A 20,439-nucleotide genomic window follows, 5' to 3' on the forward strand; every position below is an offset into this window, starting at 1 on the left:
TTTACAATCTATATATAATCTTTTATATAACGATATGTGTAAAAATAAATGAATAAATTGAGTACTAACAAAGTGTTAGTACTCGGTCTTGTTATAAAATAAAGCAACAGACTCAAACAAAAGATGTTTAGCAAAGATGTTCCTCTATGCCACTACAACTATTCCCTTGTTATAACTTCTTTTACATTGAGTTGATGTTGTCTCTATTTATTGTTGATTAAATATGTAAATACTCACTTACAAATAAATTGCTGTTTTTATTTAATCTTTTGGATAAAGGCGAACTTTAATATCTGTCGGTGATGCATAATAAGGCGCAGACGTTACCATTAAGGTAATGCCTGTTTGTGCATATTTCTCGATAGTATTGAGGTTAATACCGCCAGCTACAGATAAGTGACAATGAGGTGCAATTTGAGGCGCTTCTTGTTGTAACAGTGAGATATCTTCAGTTGAGAATTTATCGAGCTGTAAAATATCAGGCTGTGCTTTTAACGCTTCTCTTGCTTGTTCAATATCGTCAGCTTCTACAACAATGCATTTTTCAGGCGCCGCTTGGCGTAACAGCTTAATGTGTTGTGCCCAATTATCAGGCTCTGATAAAAATCGACGATGATTAGCAAAGAGTAAAATAGTTTCAGAGCAACCTTGGCGATGAATAACACCACCACCTGCAAGTACCGCTTGAGTTGCTAGTAACTTTGTATTAGGGATATTTTTACGTGTACACGCAATTTGCCCTTTAGGTTGATAACGGTGATAGATTTCTAGCATTCTTGCCATATAGTCACTCACGCCACAACTCCACTCAAGCACGTTTTGCACAACTTTCCAGCCTTGGTGTAGTGCATCAGCACGGCCTTCGGCGGTGATTAAGCAATCGCCTTTATCGGCAAAATCACCATCTTGTAGATGTGCTGTTACTACCAATCCTAGTTTTTCTAGTAAACGACAACCTAGTGTGATCCCACTGACACAACCGGGTTCACGACGTGTAAATGTCATTATACCTAGCTGATCACTAATATTGAGTGCCCGACTGGTGAGATCGCCATATTGGATATCTTCCATCAATAAATTATCAAGAAAGGCATCAGGATAATAAATCATAGGTTTAACTCGCTTTCAGGAACGACATCCCAAGAAACCATTGCCCAATCACGAGTTGGTGAAATCAGTGAAACTCCTTTTTCAATACTTTCATGATAGTAATTAGTTAGACGTACAATTTCGTCCTTGCTTAAAGGCCCTACGGAGAAATTAATGCCTTCAATAAATTGCTCGAGGCTATTGAAATTACTCTGGCAATTACGGCTACGGATATAATCTACTTTAGGGTGAATACCCATTTGGTTTAGCATATTCACAGCATAAATGTACGTTGGGAGCGTAGGAACCTCACGACCCAATAAGCGAATAATACGTTGGTCAACGAAGGTTGGAGAAACCGTGTGAGTAGTATAAACACGTAATTTAGCTTGGCGATTCAGTTTTAAGAGTGCGGCTTGTAAATCCATCACTAATGTTGAGCGTGAAGCAACGGCGATATCACATTGAGGAAGTTGGTCCCAGCTATCTTCCCATGAGCAAGTGATAAATTCAGCGTGGTTGATACCTGCTTGCTCAGCTCTGCGTTTAGCAACAGCTAACATACCTGTACTGTAATCAATCCCAATGGTTTTTTTGAATTTATCTGCCACATGAATGCTGATAGAGCCGGGGCCACAACCCACATCTAATAGGGTTTCAGCACCCGTAAAATCCATCATTTCACGAAATTTTATTAAATAAGGATCATTAGGGTTGGCACAAGTTTCTGCCATTTTTTCAGCACGTTTATCCCAATGTTCAGGCTCTTTTTTGGTTCTTTCAGCCTGTACCATGTGGTTTTTATAAAGTTCAGCAAAATCTGTGGTTTCAATAGTGTTCATATTCTTGCCTATAGTCATTTTTATTATCAGAGTAGGCGTGAAAATGCGCCTGAATATCTGTTGGTTGTACACCATAAAGGTGCGCTAAATTATCGGGTGTCAGCAAAACTTCAGGGCTGTTTTGCAAAACAGGGGTATGCGGTGTCAGTAAAATAACATCATCCGCCAAAGAGGCAGCATGTTGAGGGTGATGTGTAGACATAAAAACGCTGATCCCTAAAGCTTTTAGTGCCTTAACTTGGGTAAGCAGTTTGATTTGATTACCGAAATCAAGGCTTGCAGCAGGTTCATCCATGATCAGCAACTTGGGTTGTTGCACTAAAGCACGAGCAATCAAAACCATCTGTTTTTCACCACCACTTAAAGTATCAAAAGTTCGGTGAGCAAGATGAGAAAGCGAGAGCAATTCTAAGGTTCCCATTGCCATCGCTTTATCTTGCGAGCTAGGCATAGAGAAAAAGGAGAGATGTGCACCTCGCCCCATTACAACCATATCGATGACATTAAAAGAAAAGGGGATATGTGTGGCTTGAGGAACATAGGCAACTACTTTGGCAAGTTCGGTTGGTGACCACTCACTTAATGTTTTTCCCGCAATATTGATCTCACCATCAATACAAGGTATTAGCCCTAATAGTGTTCGCATTAGCGTCGTTTTACCGCAGCCATTGGCACCTAATAAGCAGATGATTTGTCCTTGTTCGATGTGGAATGTAAGATCTCTAATTAAGGTTTTGCCTTTATAACCAATGGTGAGTTGCTTTGCATTAGCAATGATCATCAGCCTTTCCTCGTTCTAAGTAACAACATTAAGAAGAATGGCGCACCAATGGCAGATGTTAAAATGCCTAGTGGAAGTTCAATATTGGCAATTGTGCGAGCCAATGTATCTGTAATTAACAACATTATAGCTCCCACAAGTAAGGAAACAGGAAGTTGTTGGCTAAAGTTAGCGCCCACTAACAATCTTGCGATGTGAGGAACAATTAAGCCTAGCCACCCAATAATACCCGCGATAGAAACCGCACTTGCGGTGATTAGTGTGGCTGACAAAATAAAGACAAGTCGGGTTACTTCGACGTTTAAACCTAATGCTCTGGCTTCTTCATCAGATAAACTGAGAATATTCATACGCCAGCGTAATAAAATGAGTGGAATAAAACCAACTAACATTAAAGGTGCGACAGAAACTAAATCAGAAGCAGTAATGGTCGAAAGCCCGCCTAAGAGCCAAAAGGTAATGGAAGGCAATTGAGTATAAGGATCAGCAAGAATTTTCATTAATGAGATTGCTGAGCCACATAATGCACTAATAGCAATACCAACCAACACAAGGGAAAGCACCGGATCGTGTTGTTTCGCAAGCCTCGCAATAAAGTAGACTAGGGCCACTGTTGTTAAGCCGCCAGCAAAGGCAAAAAGCTGGATCGACAACATGGATTGCCCAAGAAAAATACCGAATACAGCACCCACTCCAGCACCTGATGAAACGCCGAGAATATCGGGTGATACCAAAGGATTACGGAACATGCCTTGATAAGCTGCTCCAGCAATCGCAAGTCCTCCACCAATTAAAATTGCCGCCAGAACGCGGGGAAATCTTATTTGCCAGAAGACAGTTTCAGTGCGGTTATACTCTATATTGCCCGTTAATTTATTACTTACCAGTGTCCACAGCTCGTTACCAGTAAGTGAATACTTACCACTAGTAATCGCAATTAACGTAACGATGGAGAATAATGCAAATAAAAGCGTGATGCGTACGGATTGACTCATGAATACCCCAGCAATTGCTGACATAGTTCAGCACTTAATTGCGTATGATAAAAATGAGCAAAGTAATTTTGCAGATCTTGAGCGACTTGTTTTTCTATTCGAGCGTCAAAATGGCTTTGTAAGCGACGCATTCCCATTAAACGGTTGATCCCCGGAGGACCATCTAACCAACCAAATGGTAAGCCTTTAAACAGTAGCACTTTGTTGTTTTTAACGGCTTGAATACTTTTCCATACAGAGTCTTGCATAATTTGCTGATAGGCATTTTCATCTTGTGTGATGATAATTTCAGGATCCCACATCAGAAGCTGCTCTGGTGAAACATCCGTTAATCCAGTGAAATTCGGAATATCTACTACGTTTTCAAAGCCTAATGTTTCAATCGCTTCGGTATGGATAGAGTTTCTTGCACCTGTTTGTAACCCTTTTGCACCACGCGCAAGGTAAAAACGAGGGTTTGTTTTTTGTGTAGAAGCAAATAAGGCAGCATCACTAAGATATTGCTCTGCAATAAGCGCTAATGTTTCTGCTCTTTCTGTAACACCTAATAAAGCACCTGTTTGGCGTAACTGAGCTGGACTATCTTTTAATGTGCCATCAATTAACACATAAGGTACACCCGTTTGATCAGAAACACGTTTCGCTAATGAACGATAGGTTTCATCGACATTGCCACTATCAATAATGAGATCTGGCTCTAACGTCAGTAAAGCTTCTAAAGAGAGTGTACTTCCTCGTCCTGATAAGCGCCCTAAACGCGGTAATTTACGTAGTTCATCTGAAAACAAAGGGCTTTTTTCTAAATTAAGTGAAGAAAAACCCAATAATTTTTCAGGCGCTAATGCAAGTAACAATTGATCAGTAGGAGGCCCTGCACTTATTACGCGATGGATCGCGGTTGATGCTGGAACATGACCGAATTGTGCTGCAATACGTGAGGTTATTGCTGCTCTTACAGAATGCGGAAGCGCTGATAATGTCGCAATTGTTGTGAGGTAAGTTAGAAATTGTCGTCTACGGATCGCCATAAGTTCACACTGTTTATTGTTTTATATTGGTATCGTTGTTTCATTTATTATATAGCGATGAATACTATATTTCCTTTGGCTTAAGTCAAGGGATCATCAGTCAAAATCAAATCTAAGTACACATCTGAAAAACTTTATTCGAAATAGTGTATAACCTAGGGCTATAATCAGCGTTCTTGGAAAATTAAAGCGCGTATTAATACGAGTGTTTTTGGATAGTTGCGATATAAAATGAAGAAAAAACGCCCCTCATTACAGGATGTCGCTTCACGAGTTGGTGTTACCAAAATGACAGTGAGTCGTTTTTTGCGTAATCCCGAACAAGTCTCTGAAGCTTTACGAGAAAAAATTGCGCGCGAATTAGATAGCCTCAATTATATTCCTAATCGTGCCCCTGATATTTTATCGAATTCAACCAGTCATGCGATTGGGGTATTGCTGCCTTCTTTAACTAACCAAGTTTTTGCTGAAGTTATTCGTGGCATTGAATCAGTGACCGATAAATACGGTTATCAAACCATGTTAGCGCACTACGGATATCGTGCTGAAAAAGAAGAAGAACGCCTACTTTCATTACTCTCTTATAATATCGATGGGCTTATTCTCGCTGAAAGAACGCACACACCAAAGACAATGAAAATGTTAGAAACTGCGGGCATTCCTGTGGTAGAAATCATGGATAGCGTTTCGCCTTGTTTTGACTCGGCAGTAGGATTAGATAACGTTGACGCTTCAGAACAGATGGTCAATGAGATGCTCAAACGTGGATGCAAACGGGTTATCTATCTTGGTGCTAGACAGGACGAAAGAACCTTAATGCGTTTACAAGGTTATGAAAACGCAATGCAAAATGCGGGTTTACCTATTGGCAATGTGATGACACCAAAAAGCTCATCTTATTCGTTAGGGGCTGAATTATTACATGCTGCACGTAAGCAATATCCTGATTTAGACGGACTTTATTGTACCAATGACGATATTGCAATTGGTGCCATTTTTGAGTGTCAACGTTTAGGCATTTCTGTGCCGGAGGATATTGCGATATCGGGTTTCCACGGGCACGATGTTGGACAAGTGATGACGCCTCGTTTGGCGAGTATCTTTACCCCTCGTGATGAAATGGGGCAACAAGCTGCTGATTTATTGCTTAAGCGAATGAAAGGCAAAATTGCTCGAGGCCAAGTGATTGATGTTGGTTTCCGCATTATTACGGGTGAAAGTATATAATTAATTAACTTGCTGATAATTTTAGAAAATAATATTTTTTGAAGCCCTATTGTTATGTTTGTAACAGTAGGGTTTTTTATTGAAAAGTCTTCTCTCTTTCAGTGTTATTACTCGTAATTTGACTGTGAATAAAAAAGATGTTGGTCAGATATTTTGTTGTCATTTTGTAGATCATCTTACTTTCATTTGAGAGTCGCTTCACATTTTCACTTCTTAGTTGATCTTCGTTGTTGTATTTACCTTGCCACTTCGGATATGTTACCCGTAACAGTTACGGGTAACATTACAAAAAAGACTTAATATCTGCCTTAAAGGAGCATTCTATGAACGATACCCAATCCCTACACCATGTTTTCATCTTAATGGGGGTATCAGGCAGCGGTAAATCTGCGGTCGCAAGTGGTGTAGCACAACGTACAGGTGCTGCATTTTTGGACGGTGATTTCCTCCATCCTCGCTCAAATATTACTAAAATGGCATCTGGCCATGCTTTAAATGATGAAGATCGTAAACCTTGGCTACAAGCATTAAATGATGCCGCATTTGCAATGCAAAGAACCAATAGTGTTTCGTTAATTGTTTGTTCTGCATTGAAAAAACAGTATCGCGATATGTTAAGAGACGGCAATCAATGCCTGCACTTTTTATATTTAAAAGGTGACTATGCGCTGATTGAAAGTCGTTTAAAAGCGCGTAAAGGACACTTCTTTAAACCTCAAATGTTAGTGACACAATTTGAAACCCTAGAAGAGCCAACAACAGCTGAAAACGATGTGTATGAAATTGATATTTCAATGCCACTTGATGATGTGATTGAAAGTGTAATTAATAAGATAAATTCAGTCACTCAAGGGACTTTTGAAGGGGAAATGGTATGAGTACATTAACACTTGTGCTAACGGCAGTTGGCTCTGTTTTATTACTGCTCTTTTTTGTTATGTATGCACGTTTACATGCTTTTATTGCATTAATGATTGTTGCCATTGGTGCGGGTATTTTCTCAGGCATGCCTTTGGAAAAAATCACACAAACCATGCAAAACGGAATGGGAGGTACTTTAGGTTTCCTCTCTATTGTCGTCGCACTGGGAGCAATGTTTGGTAAGGTGCTACATGAAACAGGGGCATTAGACCAAATCGCAGTACGATTATTAAAATATTTTGGTGAGAAACGTGCCAACTACGCATTAGGTATCGCAGGTTTAATTTGTGCTCTACCTCTGTTCTTTGATGTAGCCGTTGTTTTATTAATTGGTGTTGTATTTGCTGTTGCTCGCCGTACAGGTGGCAATGTAGTGAAAATGGCAATCCCTTTATTTGCGGGTGTTGCAGGTGCTGCAGCCTTCTTATTACCGGGGCCAACACCGATGTTGTTAGCTGACCAGATGAACGCAGATTTTGGTTGGATGATCTTAATTGGTCTGTGTGCGGCTATTCCGGGAATGTTATTAGCAGGTCCTATCTTTGGTAACTTTATCAGCCGTTACGTTACCTTAGATTTACCAAAAGATTTGTCTGAACCAAGTTTAGGTCAGAACAAAATGCCTTCCTTTGGTTTCAGCCTTGCATTGGTGTTATTACCTTTAGTGTTAGTGGGATGCAAAACTATTGGTGCGCGTTTCGTTGAGAAAGGTTCAGAGCTGTATAACATTCTTGAATTTGTTGGTCATCCATTTATCGCTATTCTTGTCGCGTGTTTAGTGGCTATTTACGGCTTAGCAATCCGCCGTGGTATGAGTAAAGAAAAAGTGATGGAGATTTGTTCTGCTGCAATCCAACCCGCAGGGATCATTTTACTGGTAACAGGTGCTGGCGGTGTCTTTAAACAAGTGCTGGTAGATTCTGGTGTCGGCCCTGCATTGGGTAATGCTTTAATTGGTGCCGGTATGCCAATTGCAGTCGCATGTTTTATTTTGGCTGGTGCAGTGCGTGTTATTCAAGGTTCAGCAACAGTTGCTTGTTTAACTGCTGTCGGTTTAGTTTTGCCTGTTATCAATGAGCTGGGTTACAGCGGTGCTCAAATGGCTGCATTATCAATCTGTATTGCGGGTGGCTCTATTATTCTTAGCCACGTTAATGACTCTGGTTTCTGGCTATTTGGTAAATTTACAGGTGCAACAGAAGCTCAAACCTTAAAAACATGGTCATTAATGGAAACTATTCTTGGCACAACAGGTGCTGTGATCGGTATGATTTTCTTCACATTCCTTTGATATCTAATCTTTATTTTTCATATTATTAGCGCGTCCTTTGACGCGCTTTTTTCATTGCTATAAATGACTATCAAATATGACAGAAAATACCTTGTGTCTCATTAACCTATAGGTTTCTTTATTCGGTGGGCATATTGGGGTTGTCATATTATGGTTGACTATAATTCGCTTTTTATTAAACACACAGATTGTAATATTCACACAATCACACTTATACGTGATTCGATTTTAGCATCAAGCAATAAGCTACAAGATAAGCTTAATTTGCTCGATGAGATGGAACATCTATTTAGCAAGATGCTGGATAATTCCCGCTTATTAACTCAATTTTTAAATGAGGTTGATACCCATTTTACGCATAGCCGAGAAGAGATAGAAAATTTCTCTAGTTGGTTAAAAAAGATTAAAGAGAGCGCCAGCAATATCGATAGGCTTTCCAGTCAGGCGAATCTTTTATCGATAAATTCAGCGATTGAAGCAGGGCATATAGGGCGAGAAGGCGCGGGATTTTCAGTTTTAGCTCAAGAGATGAAAAAGTTGTCATTAGAAATCCAGAAACAAGCTTCTTCTATTGCCAGCATAAATAATAATTTAGGTGCTCGTTTTATTCCTGTTAAAGAAACGACAGAAAAAAACCAAGAACAGGTTCAACAAATCAAAATACAGGTAGAAGAAGGACATCAAAATTTAACGTCATTGTCAGAACAAGTGAGCGAGCTTAAACATATTTTTACTTTTATTTCGATGCAACAGTTTTTTAATACCGTCAAACTCGATCATGTTTTATGGAAAGAATCTATTTATATTCATTTATTAAATAATGATGATGAGCACTGTGTTAATCAACACACTGAATGCCGATTAGGGAAATGGTATTATCAAGGTGATGGTCGGAAATTTGCTGGTACAGAGGCTTTTCGTCGTTTAGAAGAGCCACATAAATTAGTACATGAATGTGGGCGTTTAGCGCTAAGTGCTAATATAAACGGTGATCAAGAAGCGGTAACTCAATATATAGAGCGAATGGAACAGGCCAGTGTCGATGTTATCAAGTATGTAGATGTTTTATTAAACTCAGTGAGTTACTAATTAGCTAAATAAAAACCAGAAATGCAAAAAGGAGCTTATCGCTCCTTTTTGTGTATTGAAAAGAGAGAACTAGCCTTTGTTCATTAATGTGTTCAATTGGCTATAAAGTGTGTTGGCACTGCTTTCATAACCTTCACGAGAAAGATGAACACCATCAGGTCTTGCTAAATCATACAATGCCCACGCTTTTATAGAGCACTCTCCACCCATATAGTCACGCCAATCCCAGAACAGCGTTTTCTCTTGTTGGGCAACTTCCTTTTGAATTCTGACTATATCACTTAGCCATTGAGGCTGTTGTGAACGGCAGTCAGGGGCTTCTTTATTTTTGATTGAGTCAGACGGCCCAATTAATAAAATAGCGCTATTAGGGGCTTGCTGGCGAATTTGGCGAATTTTATCTGTAAGTTGCTGGCGATAAGCATTTAAATCGAAAGTATCATTAAAGGCTTCGTTTGTACCATAAGCCAAAATAACCATATCAGGATGTAATTGTCCTAACGTCTCAGTCCACTGCGCACCCCATCTATCCATCATATTAATAGTGGCTCCATTAATACCTAATGAGGAAAGCATAACACCGGGCTGTTGATTGGTGATCAACCAACCGCCTAATTTAACTGGCTGGTTTTTGCTAACTGTAATGCTGACGGGGAATGTCATGGCTGTTGGATCCGAAAATTGCCATTTACCTTGTGTTTGCGATAGTGAAAGAACTTTACTTGTCGATGACTGTACATTCACTTGCACTGTCGTTGGTGTTTTATAAAGTGCTTGTAATTGATAGCGTTGCTGAGTTACTGGGTTTTCAGATAACTGCAATTTTGCCCATTTAGCTTGAGGTTCACTAATAAAACCTCCTAATGGGAAATCAGGATCGCTATCTTTCCTGCTTGAAAGCAGTGCCCAAGCTTTTTTGTCACTTTGGTATTGTACGTTCGCAATACGCTGGCCTGCGATATTCGTCGGAGGGATAAAACCAATACCGCCATTACCATAGTCAGCCTGAAAACGTTCACGCAACTTACCACTGAAAAAATCAGCCGCAGTATGAGAATCCCCTAACTGAACGATATGCACAGTTTGGCGACCTTGCTGTAATTTCTTAACAAAGCCCGCAAAATGGGGATCATGGTAGTTATAAAGCTGTCTTGAACCATCAGCAGGTAATACTGTGGGTGTTGGGAGCTTTACTGTTTTTTCAGTGTCTTGGTTACAAGCAACTAAGAGCGAAACTAAAGTCAGTATGATTGAGCTACTGACTAAAGTTTTACGCTCAAGGATGTGCGTTATTTGTTTCATTTACAATAACCGTGTTTTTATCTTTTACATCATCGACTGCATTATCTTCTTTAATTTCTTCTTGAAGATGAATACGTGAGAATACGTGTTGAGCAATAATTTGCTGACCTTTTAAGCTAAAATGAATGCCATCACCGGCTCTTAACTTAACACGACTGCTGCCATCACCCATATAATCAGAATAAATATCTTTTTCATATTTAAACATATCATTGACGGAAAGGTAAATTTCGCCCATCTTCTCAGCTTCTTCACGGTAAAGTTTATCAAGATATGCCATACCTTCAGATAACTTCTGTTTACGCATATTAGGAGGCCCAACCCAAATCACCGTGACATTATTCTGTCTCGCATTTTCTATAATGCCTGCAATACGTGATCGGTAGGTAGATTCCCATGCTTCACTGGCAAATTTTAAGTAGCGTCCTCCGCCATCAGGCGGCATATCCCAAGGATCATTAGGGCCTAAAAAGACCACTAATAATTTGATGGAGTCGTCACTGGCTAAACGTGTCGCAATGGTTTGTGGCCAATTGAAAAAGCGTGGATAAGCAAGTCCTGTACTTTGTTTACTTAAATCGATACTGCTGATGTTGTAATCCGTTTGCAGTTGACGTTTAAGTAAAGGGGCAACACCTTGCATCATTGAATCGCCTGCAAATAACACTTTATCTTCTGGTGATAAGATAATTTCTGTTTTTGGGACGATAGGTTTTAAGGCTTCTAATGCCGCATCAGAGACGTCAGTAACAGAATGGTAAGGTAATCCACCCATTGCTTGTTTGCGCTCTAATAATTGAGGAAAGCGTTGCGTTAATTGAGTCGCTGGGCGTGTGTATCCATTAAAGAAGTGTAAGCCAACAGCAAAGCCTTCAGGAAGCTGCTCAGGGGCTGAGGTTTGCACTATTGGTTTAGCCTGATTATCAGGATGATTAACTTGTAGGTAATCTCCATAGCTTTCTACCGCAACGAATACGCCATCACGCAGTTGTCCACCCACTTGCCAAGCATAATAGTGAGAAAGCCCAGACCAAGGTGCAGGGCGATGATATTGTTGTTGCCAAAAACGCTCTAGTGATGTTTGGTTTAGCCAAATCAGAAAGAGGGTGCTGAATAGCACCATTAAGGCAACTTTTGCTGTCTTTTTTAAGTTTGAGCAGAAATCAAAAGCTGGCATAAATAAATCCTGGCACCCCATCTGGAGACAACATGAAAATAATCGTGAGGATCAACGCAAGTGGTAGTGGATAAACATACCACGGCACTCTTTTTTCAAGACGAGCCACAATATCCCTTAATGTAACAAAACAAGGGTAAAGTAAGAAAAGTCCCCAGAACATAAAGAGGGTTAAGCCTTCAGCTTGTAATGACGCCCAAGCACCTACACTAAAGAGTTGCTGTATTAAAACTAAAGCATCTCCCACGGTTTGGCTGCGGAAAAATATCCAAGCAAAGCAAACAAAGTGGAATGTGATTATCCATGACAACAACATATTTAATGACGATAAAGCACTTGGTGGGGCATTTTTCTTCGCTGGGAGAAGACGGTGTTTAATATTTAATAACACGACTCCAATCCCGTGAATAGCCCCCCAAATAATAAAGGTCATAGCAGCACCATGCCATAATCCAGAAATAACCATCGCGGCAAAGGCATTAAAGTTTTGTCTCATCACCCCTTTACGATTCCCCCCTAAAGGAATATAGACGTAATCACGAATAAAGGTAGATAAACTGATGTGCCAGCGACGCCAGAAATCAGCTAAGTTTATCGCTAAATAAGGCGCATTAAAGTTGCGAGGGACAACAAAGCCCAGCAATAAGGCAATACCTGTAACCAGATTAGTGTAACCAGAGAAATTGAAATAGATATGCCATGCATAGGCATAAATCGCCGTCAGCACTTGTCCGCTTTGCGCTAAATCGGGCGCATTAAATACCGGATCAACATAGTTTGTTGAGAACCAACCACTTAACCAAAAGAGTTTTGCGATAGCTAAAACAATCAGCATTATCGCCCCTTTATAATCAATGATTTTTCGTGTTGGAGCCTGAATTTGTGGAAGAAACTCTTTAGCGCGATTAATTGGCCCCGCGACTATGCTTGGGAAAAAGCATAAATAAAGAACGACATCCAAAAACGGTGCTTTAGGGATCTCTTTTCGGCAAACAGAAACCACATAACTTACCGAATGGAAAATATAGAAAGAGAGTCCTAATGGCGCAAGCAACTCAATAAGAGGCAGCTCAATACTGAGTCCCCATTGTTGGAATGCTTGTGTCAGCGTTTCTTGGAAGAATGAGTAATATTTAAAGGCAGTAAAATAGATCGCAACTAATAATCCTAATAGCCAGTATATAATTTTAGAGGATGTGTACTTAGTTAATATATTCGCCAGTAAATAAATAAAGAGAGTATAACTTAATAAGATAATCGCAGGACGATAATCCGCATAAAAGAGAAAAGCATAACTTACTGTTATCAGTAGGATATTTTGGATCTTAACGTGCTTTTGGAAGAGCCAGTATAGAACAAAAAAACTAACAAAGGCTCCGAGAAACTCGAATGAAAAAAAATTCATAAAGGGCTCTAAGGGTGTGATTTAAAAGTCATACCAAACGTGTTACCCCATATATTATGAATTCTAAGCAGGCTTTCAATCAAAAGATTATCTTGTGATAAATAAAAGCCACTTTTCTCTAGAAAGAAAAGTGGCTTTTTGTCAGATGAAAGCCTGCAAAGGCTTAACTATCTTGTTTCGACTGCAACTGAACTTGGGTGATCAGCTTTTTATTTGAGTCGAACATTTCGGTCAGATAATCGTTATAACTTGAACCCAATTCTGAGTAACCTTTCAAGTCAGTGATTAACTGGCGAGAGTCGAGTTGTTGCTGCGTCATTCTTTGCTGTGCTCTTGAGGAGCGCAATGAATTATAGGCGCGGTGCGTATTAAGATTACGCATATAAGCAATCACTGAGCCTTCAATATCAGGGTAGGCTGCATAGCCTTTGGTTTTCCCTGGAACGTTATTGCAAGACTGACTCCCACATCGCATACCGAATAGATTATTATTTTGTTGTGCCAACTTCGATGTTCCCCAGCCTGATTCCGTTGCAGCTTGCGTTGCGACAAAGTGTGTCGGAATAATATCAACGCGAGTCAGTAACGAATCCCAATTTACTTTTTTAGGGCTGGTACATGTGACGCCATAGTATTGACAGATTTCACGCAGTTTTTTTAAATCTGCGCTGCCCCAGTGCTGGGCTTTACGTTGAGCGGTTAACCACTCACGATCTCTCAAAATCTTATTATTAACATTGTCAATAATAGGAACTATGACATTTAAAAACGCTTTCTTACGCTGTGTTCCCGAAGGGTATCTTTTCAAATCTGGCAACGGTGTTGACGTGCTTTTGAAAGAATACGCCTGCAGTATCTGGGAACTGCTGGTACTGGTTGAAGCAAAACTTACACCAGTAAATAGTAGTGAAATCAAGAAAGCGAAGACGGCACTTGTCCTCATCAATTGAGAGGGCATTGCTTCTCCTCGTTTAACTGGATAAAAATCGAACGAATACTAGCAAATTACTTTTTTCATAGCTACAAAATATCGCCTCACATTAGGATAACTACGAGTGATTTGTTAAATAAATGTATAAGGTTTACTGGAAAGCCACGTTTTATAATCGCTTTTCTCCTTTAACAAAAAATGCTTTTTTGACGTAAACTTAAATTTATCTTATGTAAAAAGGTATGAATTAACCTAAATTTAGTAAAATTAAGCGTTTTTAATGTGTCAATTTTGTTTGTTATTTAGTCATTTTTTGTTGTTTTTGGTCTAGTTTTATTATCAATTTCACGCGCTTTTTCTGTTAAATCAGTAAAATCCGCTTCACTCCAGTAGGTTTTAGGATGCGGTAAATTTCCCATTTCCTTTGTTGACCAAAGCTGAAATTCTGCTAATTGTTCTAAAACGTAACCAGAATAAGCACTAGGTAAAGTGAGGTAGTGAGGGGGCGTTATTTCCTCGAAAGGTAACACTGGATACCGTTGGTCTGAGATATGATAATCACGCAATAAAACTAAGAATTTATCAGGTACACGTTGCTGACTATCCCACCATTGCCCATCAATCACATCAAACCATTGTTGCGTTAATTGGCGAGGTTGAGCCTCTAATTGGTAGAGCGCAGAGGGAATAATACCTTGCATTGATTGATTATATTGTTCAAGGCTGGTGGCATGACCCTTTAAGATAAGCGTAAGAGAAAGCCTTGCCCCAATTAAGTTGGAATAGAGATCTTCGGGTGAAAAGGCAGAAATACCTTCTGAAAAGCCTGGTACAGAGCGAAAACCATACCATTGTGCAATTTCATGCCATACCGCAAGGCGATAACCAAGGTGTGCGGCAAGATAGGCACTTAAGGTGTAACGCTCTAATTCGTTTTTAGGTGGCGTGAATGCGTTAAAGTGGATTTTACGTTGTGCCAACTCATCACTTAGCGTTAGCGTCCACTCTTGCCCTAATTTTGGGTAGATATGGCTAAAAAGATAATAAGTATAATCCGCCGTATCACGAATATGGGCGATATCAAGAAATCCGCCTTTATGAGAATAAATTAAGCCAGATTTTTCGCTTCCTAAACCCAATACTGCCCCTGTACCTAACCAAAAACTGTCATTGTAACGGTGATTGCCTAATGCAGAGGCCTCAACAACATTATCAATACGATAGAAAGGAATAGGAATTTCAAACGCTTTTACTTTTAAGTCGTAACCAAAGGCACAACACGGTCTTAAACCATTGGGTGCGGTTAACGGTTCGGGAGTTTGCCAAAGTTGTGTTGCTTCTTCGTGGGTAACACTATCAAGATTGGCGTGCAGAGATTTAACAGGTATGACTTGAGTGCAGCCTGCAATAAATAAGAAGAAGACAATGGTGTTGATAAAAAGAAACCGCTTAAACATCAAAATGCTTCACCTACTTGAAAATAGAATCCTGTACTTTCTTTACCTATACCAAAATCGAGGCGTACATTCATACGGGGTTTAAATTCAAATCGATAACCCACACCGACACTCGGTAGCCAATGACCTTTACCTAAATCACGCGCTTGGTCGCTTAACGTACCACCACCAACCCAAAGTGCAATGCCATGACGCCAATCGAGTTTCTGGCGGTACTCTAATTGAGTTGAAAATACGTGGTTATCTTGATATCGCCCTTCGTAATAGCCTCGCATTTGCTGTCCATTACTTAGTTTAGACAATTGGCTCCAAGGCACATCACCTGATGTGAAACGGGCATAATTATCAAATGCTAATACCGAATTATCACTTAAGGGATAATAGTAGTTATATTGTATCTGCGTCGCATTAAAGCGGTTATTACTGCCCGTATCTGGTGAATAATGGGTATAACTGATATCAAAAGCCTGACCTTGATAAGCATTCGGTAAGAAATCGCGACTATCGTAAGTAAAGCGAGCCGTTATTCCCGAGCTGGTTGAACGTAAAGGTAAATCATGTGCATTCATATAGTCTTTAAAGGGATAGTCGGGAGCGGCAGCTTGTAGATTGGAGTAATCCCACCCTAATCCTATATAGGTGTTTTTGGTAATTTGACGCAATAACGTGGGGGTTAGACGCAATTCTTGAGAGCGAAATTCGCCGAAATGATCTTTTACACGCCCTTCGTGATAACCCTTTCCCCAATAATTAGTGGGGACATTATTTAGTGTTCCAGTGAGATAAAAGCGCCATGTATCATCAGCCAGATAAGTGTAGTTGCTAAAGGTCATACCGAAAGCACCAGTTGATGAACCAAAGCCACTTAACGAAAGAGACGAGATTTTGCTATCAGGGCGACTATCCGCTTGATAAAGACCAACAAGGGCGATACCTACACCCAATTCTAGCTCTGGTGTATAAAATGGGCCTGGTAATACGCCCCAGTCGATAGTTTTACTGCGGTCGAAGTTATTTTCTCCCCCTAATCCAACTAGCCATTGGTCTATTTGTTGTCTATCGGGAAAGAGTTGAGCTTGTGCTGTATGCGAAATAAATAGGCTGGCAAATGCCAGCCCAAAAATAAAGAGGTATTTAACCATTAAAAACGGAACTCACCTGAAACAAAGAAGCTATTACGGTTGTTGAAACCAAGCTCAGTGATCACATTAAAATTACGAGTCACTTCTAAACGCGCACCTACAGTTTGGTTCCATTTATGAGCAAGATGTTGTTCAACGTCAAATTTCATTCCGTCAAAACCAAACATACCCATTAAATCAGTAAATTCATCAGGCATATTGAGTTTACTAACATCACCTTTAAAGCGTTGGGTAATATCTTGATACATCGCACCAGTCCAGACTTGCAGTTTAGTATTACCTTGACCCGCAATTAATGGCTCAAAAACAAATTCATAACCCACACGAGGTGAAATCACTAATGCTTTAATATCACCGTCTAAGATATCTAGATTTGTTTTGGTATAGTTTAAGTCAAAAGTACCAAAGAATTGGTTATAACCACCCGCTAAAGTAAAACCGGCACCATAAGTATTACCTTTAAAATCTAAGGTAAAAGGCGTATTTTCATAATTAGGTGTGCCTGCTATATAAACAGCATTAATGTTAGTTTTGGATTTACCTTTAGTTCTACCATAGAGTCCGTAAACATTTAAAAATGGAAATACCCAGCTATCGAGTTTTAACATATGAGTTTCACTTTTTTCTCGAGTGTGACCAGCATCAACTTTAATAATCCCGAGCAATTGGTTTTTTAAAGGATCATCTATATGAAACCCAATCTTATCCACAATAATATCTTGGCGTAGATTCATATAGCTATAGCTGGCACCAAAAGGCTCTGGAATATCATAACCGCGGGCACGAGCTTCATCGCCCCAAATGGGTAAAACACGAGATTGGCTTGCTGGGGTACGAGTATCTAATGAACCTTCATTATTTAAAGCAGTACCACCGGATTGGCTAACACTTAAAGAAAGCATTGGGCGATCGCTATCCGCGTAAGAAAAGCCAGTCGCAAGAAGAGAGGTGGTTAATACCACCTTATTTAAATTGGAAAAGTTCATACATAACCCACAGAAAATTAAAAAAGTAAGTAGTAAAAGAATAGTCAGAAATTTTAATCTTTTTCTTATTAATGATCACCAGCTATAAGTGCGATATACAGTAATTGATACTTGCATTTCGCATTATTGTAGTATTATTAAGGGATTATTAAGTAAATACCCCTATTTTCCCTAAGAAAACCTTAATAAAACTAGTCGATTAAAATTATAAAAAAGGAATGATAACTCTTCTTTTAATTATTACTGTTTTATTTCTCTCGATATTACTGATGAAATTAACATCGAAATAAGCTATTTCGGTGATAAACCGTTATGATAATAGTTGCCTTATATGGACTCTTTTAATAAAGGAACGTTATGACTTATCAAGAGCTTTATCAGTACGCTATTTTTATGCTGTCTCGTCGTGATTACAGTACAAACGAATTGCAACGTCGAATTGAACGCCGAATTCGTGAAACTGAGAAAGATTCACCGACGGCTCCCGAATGTTTGCCTCAAGTGATCGAACGTTTACTTGAAAGTCAGTATCTCGATGACAATCGAACTATTTATAGTTTCTTTCGCAGTTATTTAAATAAATCCTATGGGCCGTTACGTATTCGCCAAGAGTTACGCCTAAAAGGATTTCCTAGCGAAATTATTGAACGTGTATTAGAAGAAACAGATACTGATTGGTACGCACTTTGCCAAAATCTTAAAGAGAAAAAATTCGGTACAGCTAAACCCAAAGATTTTAAAGAGAGAGCCAAGCAAATTCGCTATCTACAATATCGTGGATTTACCTCTGATTATATCAATTCGCTGTTTTAATTGATTAACGTAGTGTCATTGCAATATCAGCTATTTTTATCATTATGTAAAATAGATATTCTTGTGTATATAAATCAATCGACTTGATGTTTTTATAGGGGGAGTCAAGCGTAAAAAATAAAATAATAAGATCAAACTCTTTTCTTACGGGGTTATTTTCTTATATATATGATATTTAACTTAAGGTGATATTGTTATTAATAAATACTTATTTTAAATTATTTAGGCAATGGAAAGTGATAATTTTTAATAGGGAAATCTATTTTATGTTTAGTCATTTTTTTCTATTTTTAATTTCTTTATTTTTATTTCTACAATAAATTGTATATCTAATAAATATTAAATTACCGTGTTAGTCTCATTTTAATATTAAAATAAACCGCGATATTGCTCACAAATATAAATAAATGCATGTTTAATTATCTTTTTTTGACTAGTATATATTGTGATTGATGCAATCATTATATTTAAAAACACTTATTAATAATTATGAGGCTTTATTATGAAGAAAAATAAACTTATGGTATTCACTGCAACATTATTACTATCATCAGCGGGTTTTATTTCAACAGCGTCAGCTGATGTGACGTTAAAACATGGCTATATTGATGTCCCTCCGAGCAGAGCTTTTCTTTGTTCAGCAAAAGGGAAAAATTTAAATAAAGATTGTGGTCCAATACAGTATGAACCTCAATCAATTGAAGGGCTAAAAGGCTTTCCTAACGATGGGCCTGCTGATGGTCAAATTGCTAGTGGTGGAAAAGAGGCTTTTTCTGCTTTAAATGAACAAAGTGCTGATCGCTGGCATAAAGTAGCAATGAAAAGTGGAGAAAATACCTTTAAATGGACATTAACCGCTAAACACAGTACAGCTTCATGGCAATTCTTTATTACCAAACCAGAGTGGGATGTAAATAAACCACTGACTCGTGCTGATTTTGATTTAACACCATTTTGCCAACAAGATGATAATGGGAAAATACCAACAGCAACCGTAGAATTAAACTGTAATATACCAGAACGTTCAGGTTATCAGGTTATTTTAGGCGTTTGGAATATTGCCGATACAGGCAATGCATTTTATCAAGTCATTGATGCTGACTTTAAAAAATAATCAATTTAACGTAATAGAAGAAATTATTTAATATCAATAATGGTATTGTACTCAATCTTATTTATTTTAAATTATAAATAGATCATAAATCCGAATTCTAAATTTGGATCAGAGTTAGTGTTTTTTATTAACTAGAAACTATAATCATTTATTATTGTTATTTAATTAATAGCGCCTCTACTCGGGCGCTATTTTTATTATGGGCTTTAGCCAGTTTAAGTCGCGTCAGCGTCTTAAATATAAAACCACCCGCTATGCGGGTGGGTATTAAAGGTTATACCAAGAAAAACACCTTTCCGTTACGATATAGATGTTCAAGCTAATATTCGTAACTTAAATAAGGAAAGGTGTTTATGGGCATTAAAGCACAAAGCTCAGCACATACAAAGTGGCTGTGTAAATACCATATCGTCTTTTCGCCGAAATATAGACGGAAAGTAATTTTTAATAAAATTCGTTCAAGTATAGGTGAAATCCTTCGAGGCCTTTGTAAATATAAAGGTGTAGAAATAATCGAAGGGCACCTTATGCCAGATCATGTTCATATGTTAGTGAGTATTCCACCGAAGATATGCGTATCAAGCTTCATGGGATATTTGAAAGATAAAAGTTCGTTGATGATCTTTGATAGACATGCCAATCTCAAATATAAATTTGGCAACAGAAAGTTTTGGGCGGAAGGGTTCTATGTCACAACAGTTGGACTCAATGAAGCCACAATTCAAAAGTATATCAGAGAGCAAGAAAAGTCGAATTTAATCTCGGATAAATTGAGCAATAAAGAATATGAAAACCCCTTCAAGGGGTAAGCCAAAGTAGCAAAGACACTGAGCTTGAACGAAGAGAAAG

At 38.7% G+C, this 20,439-nt stretch carries 19 protein-coding genes; 7 read left to right on the forward strand and 12 right to left on the reverse strand.

The window, feature by feature from the left end; all coding sequences use genetic code 11:
• Positions 1-261: 261 nt before the first annotated feature.
• The 5 genes from modD to GWJ01_RS05150 are packed head-to-tail and all read right to left on the reverse strand — an operon-like array spanning position 262 to position 4,735.
• Entirely contained in the window at positions 262-1,110 is an 849-nt protein-coding gene (modD, locus tag GWJ01_RS05130; RefSeq protein WP_109402409.1) for a ModD protein, read from the reverse strand.
• Positions 1,107-1,931, reverse strand: a complete 825-nt coding sequence (locus GWJ01_RS05135) for a class I SAM-dependent methyltransferase (protein WP_109402408.1) — start codon at positions 1,929-1,931, stop codon at positions 1,107-1,109. Before GWJ01_RS05135 ends, modD begins: the two co-directional genes overlap by 4 nt.
• The gene (locus GWJ01_RS05140; protein WP_109402407.1) at positions 1,918-2,712 is read right to left on the reverse strand and encodes an ABC transporter ATP-binding protein; all 795 of its coding nucleotides are present in this window, start codon (positions 2,710-2,712) and stop codon (positions 1,918-1,920) included. The genes GWJ01_RS05135 and GWJ01_RS05140 overlap by 14 nt, the downstream gene beginning before the upstream one ends.
• Entirely contained in the window at positions 2,712-3,707 is a 996-nt protein-coding gene (locus GWJ01_RS05145; protein WP_109402406.1) for a FecCD family ABC transporter permease, read from the reverse strand. Before GWJ01_RS05145 ends, GWJ01_RS05140 begins: the two co-directional genes overlap by 1 nt.
• Positions 3,704-4,735 (reverse strand): iron ABC transporter substrate-binding protein, encoded by a 1,032-nt coding sequence (locus tag GWJ01_RS05150; RefSeq protein ID WP_109402405.1) that lies wholly within the window; start codon positions 4,733-4,735, stop codon positions 3,704-3,706. Before GWJ01_RS05150 ends, GWJ01_RS05145 begins: the two co-directional genes overlap by 4 nt.
• A 231-nt stretch (positions 4,736-4,966) precedes the next feature.
• Here GWJ01_RS05150 and gntR point away from each other — a divergent pair, with 231 nt between their 5' ends.
• The 4 genes from gntR (at position 4,967) to GWJ01_RS05170 (ending at position 9,263) form a co-directional block, all read left to right on the forward strand.
• Positions 4,967-5,962 carry a gluconate operon transcriptional repressor GntR gene (gene gntR / locus GWJ01_RS05155; RefSeq protein ID WP_161710777.1) on the forward strand — a complete coding sequence of 332 codons (996 nt, stop codon included), beginning with the start codon at positions 4,967-4,969 and terminating at the stop codon, positions 5,960-5,962.
• Positions 5,963-6,285: 323 nt separating this feature from the next.
• Positions 6,286-6,840 (forward strand): gluconokinase, encoded by a 555-nt coding sequence (gntK, locus tag GWJ01_RS05160; RefSeq protein ID WP_109402403.1) that lies wholly within the window; start codon positions 6,286-6,288, stop codon positions 6,838-6,840.
• Positions 6,837-8,174 carry a gluconate transporter gene (gntU, locus tag GWJ01_RS05165; protein WP_109394911.1) on the forward strand — a complete coding sequence of 446 codons (1,338 nt, stop codon included), beginning with the start codon at positions 6,837-6,839 and terminating at the stop codon, positions 8,172-8,174. Before gntK ends, gntU begins: the two co-directional genes overlap by 4 nt.
• A 150-nt stretch (positions 8,175-8,324) precedes the next feature.
• Positions 8,325-9,263: a methyl-accepting chemotaxis protein gene (locus GWJ01_RS05170; protein ID WP_109402402.1), complete on the forward strand. Its 939-nt coding sequence runs from the start codon at positions 8,325-8,327 to the stop codon at positions 9,261-9,263.
• A 69-nt stretch (positions 9,264-9,332) separates the two neighbouring features.
• Here the strand turns inward: GWJ01_RS05170 and GWJ01_RS05175 are convergent, their stop codons facing one another.
• The 7 genes from GWJ01_RS05175 to GWJ01_RS05205 form a co-directional block, all read right to left on the reverse strand.
• Positions 9,333-10,565, reverse strand: coding sequence for an SGNH/GDSL hydrolase family protein (locus GWJ01_RS05175; protein WP_161710778.1), 1,233 nt, complete (start codon positions 10,563-10,565; stop codon positions 9,333-9,335).
• The gene (locus GWJ01_RS05180) at positions 10,540-11,742 is read right to left on the reverse strand and encodes an SGNH/GDSL hydrolase family protein (protein WP_098941820.1); all 1,203 of its coding nucleotides are present in this window, start codon (positions 11,740-11,742) and stop codon (positions 10,540-10,542) included. Before GWJ01_RS05180 ends, GWJ01_RS05175 begins: the two co-directional genes overlap by 26 nt.
• Entirely contained in the window at positions 11,729-13,147 is a 1,419-nt protein-coding gene (locus tag GWJ01_RS05185) for an MBOAT family O-acyltransferase (RefSeq protein WP_161710779.1), read from the reverse strand. Before GWJ01_RS05185 ends, GWJ01_RS05180 begins: the two co-directional genes overlap by 14 nt.
• A gap of 163 nt (positions 13,148-13,310) precedes the next feature.
• Positions 13,311-14,105, reverse strand: coding sequence for a protein bax (locus tag GWJ01_RS05190; RefSeq protein ID WP_109394918.1), 795 nt, complete (start codon positions 14,103-14,105; stop codon positions 13,311-13,313).
• A gap of 275 nt (positions 14,106-14,380) precedes the next feature.
• On the reverse strand, positions 14,381-15,535 hold the full coding sequence (locus GWJ01_RS05195; RefSeq protein ID WP_161710780.1) for a DUF4056 domain-containing protein: 1,155 nt from the start codon (positions 15,533-15,535) through the stop codon (positions 14,381-14,383).
• Positions 15,535-16,677 carry a BamA/TamA family outer membrane protein gene (locus GWJ01_RS05200; RefSeq protein ID WP_161710781.1) on the reverse strand — a complete coding sequence of 381 codons (1,143 nt, stop codon included), beginning with the start codon at positions 16,675-16,677 and terminating at the stop codon, positions 15,535-15,537. Before GWJ01_RS05200 ends, GWJ01_RS05195 begins: the two co-directional genes overlap by 1 nt.
• On the reverse strand, positions 16,677-17,663 hold the full coding sequence (locus GWJ01_RS05205) for a hypothetical protein (RefSeq protein ID WP_161710782.1): 987 nt from the start codon (positions 17,661-17,663) through the stop codon (positions 16,677-16,679). Before GWJ01_RS05205 ends, GWJ01_RS05200 begins: the two co-directional genes overlap by 1 nt.
• 357 nt (positions 17,664-18,020) lie before the next feature.
• Between GWJ01_RS05205 and GWJ01_RS05210 the strand changes: the two genes are divergently transcribed.
• From GWJ01_RS05210 to tnpA, 3 genes are all read left to right on the forward strand, one after another.
• Entirely contained in the window at positions 18,021-18,476 is a 456-nt protein-coding gene (locus tag GWJ01_RS05210) for a regulatory protein RecX (RefSeq protein WP_109402397.1), read from the forward strand.
• A 502-nt stretch (positions 18,477-18,978) separates the two neighbouring features.
• A complete protein-coding gene (locus GWJ01_RS05215; RefSeq protein ID WP_109394928.1) occupies positions 18,979-19,590 on the forward strand; it encodes a lytic polysaccharide monooxygenase in 612 nt (203 codons plus the stop codon).
• A gap of 353 nt (positions 19,591-19,943) precedes the next feature.
• Positions 19,944-20,399, forward strand: a complete 456-nt coding sequence (tnpA, locus tag GWJ01_RS05220; protein ID WP_161710588.1) for an IS200/IS605 family transposase — start codon at positions 19,944-19,946, stop codon at positions 20,397-20,399.
• The last annotated feature ends 40 nt before the right edge of the window (positions 20,400-20,439 follow it).

Source organism: Proteus sp. G2618, assembly GCF_009915995.1.
In the GTDB taxonomy this organism is placed as follows: Bacteria; Pseudomonadota; Gammaproteobacteria; order Enterobacterales; family Enterobacteriaceae; genus Proteus; species Proteus terrae.

Bases quoted from the DNA above. Each gene is read 5' to 3' on its own strand.
- GWJ01_RS05205 (WP_161710782.1), bottom strand. From the start codon at position 17,663: ATGAACTTTTCCAATTTAAATAAGGTGGTATTAACCACCTCTCTTCTT.
- GWJ01_RS05195 (WP_161710780.1), bottom strand. From the start codon at position 15,535: ATGTTTAAGCGGTTTCTTTTTATCAACACCATTGTCTTCTTCTTATTT.
- GWJ01_RS05210 (WP_109402397.1), top strand. From the start codon at position 18,021: ATGACTTATCAAGAGCTTTATCAGTACGCTATTTTTATGCTGTCTCGT.
- GWJ01_RS05145 (WP_109402406.1), bottom strand. From the start codon at position 3,707: ATGAGTCAATCCGTACGCATCACGCTTTTATTTGCATTATTCTCCATC.
- GWJ01_RS05150 (WP_109402405.1), bottom strand. From the start codon at position 4,735: ATGGCGATCCGTAGACGACAATTTCTAACTTACCTCACAACAATTGCG.
- GWJ01_RS05170 (WP_109402402.1), top strand. From the start codon at position 8,325: ATGGTTGACTATAATTCGCTTTTTATTAAACACACAGATTGTAATATT.
- tnpA (WP_161710588.1), top strand. From the start codon at position 19,944: ATGGGCATTAAAGCACAAAGCTCAGCACATACAAAGTGGCTGTGTAAA.
- GWJ01_RS05200 (WP_161710781.1), bottom strand. From the start codon at position 16,677: ATGGTTAAATACCTCTTTATTTTTGGGCTGGCATTTGCCAGCCTATTT.
- GWJ01_RS05140 (WP_109402407.1), bottom strand. From the start codon at position 2,712: ATGATCATTGCTAATGCAAAGCAACTCACCATTGGTTATAAAGGCAAA.
- GWJ01_RS05185 (WP_161710779.1), bottom strand. From the start codon at position 13,147: ATGAATTTTTTTTCATTCGAGTTTCTCGGAGCCTTTGTTAGTTTTTTT.
- GWJ01_RS05180 (WP_098941820.1), bottom strand. From the start codon at position 11,742: ATGCCAGCTTTTGATTTCTGCTCAAACTTAAAAAAGACAGCAAAAGTT.
- modD (WP_109402409.1), bottom strand. From the start codon at position 1,110: ATGATTTATTATCCTGATGCCTTTCTTGATAATTTATTGATGGAAGAT.
- GWJ01_RS05175 (WP_161710778.1), bottom strand. From the start codon at position 10,565: ATGAAACAAATAACGCACATCCTTGAGCGTAAAACTTTAGTCAGTAGC.
- gntK (WP_109402403.1), top strand. From the start codon at position 6,286: ATGAACGATACCCAATCCCTACACCATGTTTTCATCTTAATGGGGGTA.
- GWJ01_RS05215 (WP_109394928.1), top strand. From the start codon at position 18,979: ATGAAGAAAAATAAACTTATGGTATTCACTGCAACATTATTACTATCA.
- GWJ01_RS05190 (WP_109394918.1), bottom strand. From the start codon at position 14,105: ATGCCCTCTCAATTGATGAGGACAAGTGCCGTCTTCGCTTTCTTGATT.
- gntR (WP_161710777.1), top strand. From the start codon at position 4,967: ATGAAGAAAAAACGCCCCTCATTACAGGATGTCGCTTCACGAGTTGGT.
- GWJ01_RS05135 (WP_109402408.1), bottom strand. From the start codon at position 1,931: ATGAACACTATTGAAACCACAGATTTTGCTGAACTTTATAAAAACCAC.
- gntU (WP_109394911.1), top strand. From the start codon at position 6,837: ATGAGTACATTAACACTTGTGCTAACGGCAGTTGGCTCTGTTTTATTA.